Origin of the sequence: Hymenobacter coccineus (genome assembly GCF_001816125.1) — a bacterium.
Taxonomy (GTDB): domain Bacteria; phylum Bacteroidota; class Bacteroidia; order Cytophagales; family Hymenobacteraceae; genus Hymenobacter; species Hymenobacter coccineus.
In genome coordinates, this window is the sequence record NZ_MDZA01000236.1 from 1 (window position 1) to 2,401 (window position 2,401).

The following is a 2,401-nucleotide window of genomic DNA, read 5'->3' on the forward strand; positions in this document are numbered from 1 at the left end:
CGTAGTCGCGTTGCGGCGCGTCCTCGCGCATCAAGCACAGGTACGGGGCCACGAAGGTCCATTCGTCGTCTTTTACATCGCTGGGGTAAGCCATACCCCAAATTTCGGCACAAGTTCATAACAGGCTCTAGTGGCTCAGAAAGGCGCGCCTTTCTGAGGCTCCCTTTGAGGAGTGCTAAAAGCTAGCCTAGGGGGTGCCTCAATAGTTCAAGAAGTGGGTTCTGAATCAGTAGTAGGAAACCGGTACTTTCTGACCCAACAGGTGCGTTCGAAAAACCTCCTCGCAAAACGGCCCTGAAAACGGTGTTTTCGGGGCCGTTGGCATAGGTAGGATTGGTGTTCGAGAAACAGTAGTTTTCGGAACAAGGCGCTAGCAGTTCACTAAAACCACCGGATGGCGCGCAAGATCAGGCCGCGATAACCAGTTTACGAAACTCATCTCCTCGGTGCATTTCGTAAACTTTCAATCGTAGACGAGTTTCTTAAACTCCCTCGACCCTACAGTGGCCCATTGGCACCTGGTGCCAGCCAGCTGCCAGGCGTTCAGGGAAAGGAGGGTTTGAATTCTGTTACCTTTCATACGGACTCGGACTGCGCGGATCGGCGCCATTACGCAGGACGCGACGACATGCGTCCGGCGCAGGCTTAAATTATCTAGCTTACCCATGGCGTTTAGTCGGAAAGCAACACTGGCGGAAATAGCAGCGCTGCGGCACCACCCCGACGCACTGGGCCATTATTTAAGAACGCTCGCGGAGGAAAACCCGCACGCCATTGAGCTGCTTGGAGTGTACGAGTCCTTGCTCAACGAGCCGGATTGGTACCTGAAAGAGGTGGGGCTCTACGTCTTGTTGTTCCACTTCAAACGGCAAAACGAGGGGTATAAAGAGCGCGCCTTGGCCATTTTGAACGATGGCGACGAAGATTTTGAGGTCCGCCTGTGGGCCGCCACGGGGTTGGCCGAATGCTACCACGGCACGAAAGACCCTGCAATTATGAACGGCATGTTGCGTATGCTGGGCTCAACAGACGTGGGCAGTTCCTTGCGTAATGTGTGCTTGCAGTGTGTGGTTAAAGTTTGGGCATTGACTTCTTTGGAAGTGTTCCAACGAGCACACCGGGAGTTGTCTCACGACGAAGCACTGGCCTTAACAAAAAACATGGCTGAATTCAAGGCGGAGCTGCAGCTGATTCAACATCACTTGATAGCCTCCTGAAAAGGCCCGCAAGCTGCTGCACTTGGCGAGTTCAGGAAAAGGGTCCGAAGGCAAACGAGCGCTGTTCAGAAGAACGAGCCCTAAGCTGTACACTACTAGACCAACTCCTTGCGCGCAGAAACCGTAATCTGTTTCATTGTATCCCCGAAGCGTTTCAATCGCTGGCCAGGTAATATTAGACCTTTGTCCTTCACAGACAACAGCCTACTTACGGTGAGCACGAGCAACACCTATACTATCCCCCAGTTCTTGGACTACCTGGGCGTTCGTGGGGCAAAGGACGACGCCCTGCACGTCATACGGTACGACGAGCAGTCCCTACGCGTCCAGTCGCCGCCGGTAAGCATCTACTTTTATTCCTTGTCGCTGAAAGAGTACGTCAATGGTCCCTCCCAGATGATGGACCTGACGGAACCGTACATCTACCTGGATACACCTCATAAGACGCTAGAGTGGGATAATTGCGACGCCTCGCCCGGCTCCTTCCTTTCCGGCTACGGGTTGCTGGTCAGCGCCGAGCTGTTGGAGCCCTACGTCAAGCAGTACTCATTTGCCACCTACAGCAGTCACGAGGCGCTCTATCTGCTGCCCGAGGAAAAAACCCTGTTGCAGGACTTGTTTGAAAAGGCCTACGCCGAGTACCAGAAAGAGCCCTTTACCAAGCCCATAGTGGTGTCCTACGCGGCCTTGTTGCTCTCCTACATTCAACTCTTTTACGAGCGGCAATTTCAGTCGCGCGCCACGCTCTATCACCGCGTAGTCGCCGACTTCTACGCCCACCTGGAGCAGTATTTCACCCCAGAAAACGACCTAAACGCGTTGCCCACGGTGGCGTACTTTGCCGAGAAAGCGGCCCTGTCCACCAACTACTTCGGTGATTTAATTAAGTCCTTCACCGGGCAGCCGCCGCAGACGCACATTCAGCAGCACGTCGTGCAGTTGGCCAAGACCCGGCTGCGCCACTCGGATGCGACGGTGAGCGAGATTGCCTATGCGCTGGGCTTTGAGTACCCGACGTATTTCACGCGGTTTTTCAAGAAAGAAACGGGCATTACGCCGACCGTTTTTCGCCAGCAGTAATCTGTTTGAGGTGGTCTAGACTAGGCGCACAGAAGCAGGACGTATATTTCCTGAGTCATGAGCGCAGAAAAGAGCAAGAAGACGCCGGATAAGCGGCGCAAATA

At 54.1% G+C, this 2,401-nt stretch carries 2 protein-coding genes and 1 pseudogene; 2 read left to right on the forward strand and 1 reads right to left on the reverse strand.

The window, feature by feature from the left end; genetic code table 11:
• Positions 1–94: pseudogene (locus BEN49_RS26965) on the reverse strand (IS5/IS1182 family transposase); the annotation flags it as partial.
• A 571-nt stretch (positions 95–665) separates the two neighbouring features.
• Between BEN49_RS26965 and BEN49_RS14085 the strand changes: the two are divergent.
• Both BEN49_RS14085 and BEN49_RS14090 read left to right on the forward strand, forming a co-directional pair.
• The gene (locus BEN49_RS14085; protein ID WP_070744405.1) at positions 666–1,217 is read left to right on the forward strand and encodes a hypothetical protein; all 552 of its coding nucleotides are present in this window, start codon (positions 666–668) and stop codon (positions 1,215–1,217) included.
• 183 nt (positions 1,218–1,400) lie between these two features.
• Complete coding sequence (locus BEN49_RS14090; protein ID WP_204376117.1) at positions 1,401–2,297, forward strand: helix-turn-helix domain-containing protein; 897 nt, start codon at positions 1,401–1,403, stop codon at positions 2,295–2,297.
• The last annotated feature ends 104 nt before the right edge of the window (positions 2,298–2,401 follow it).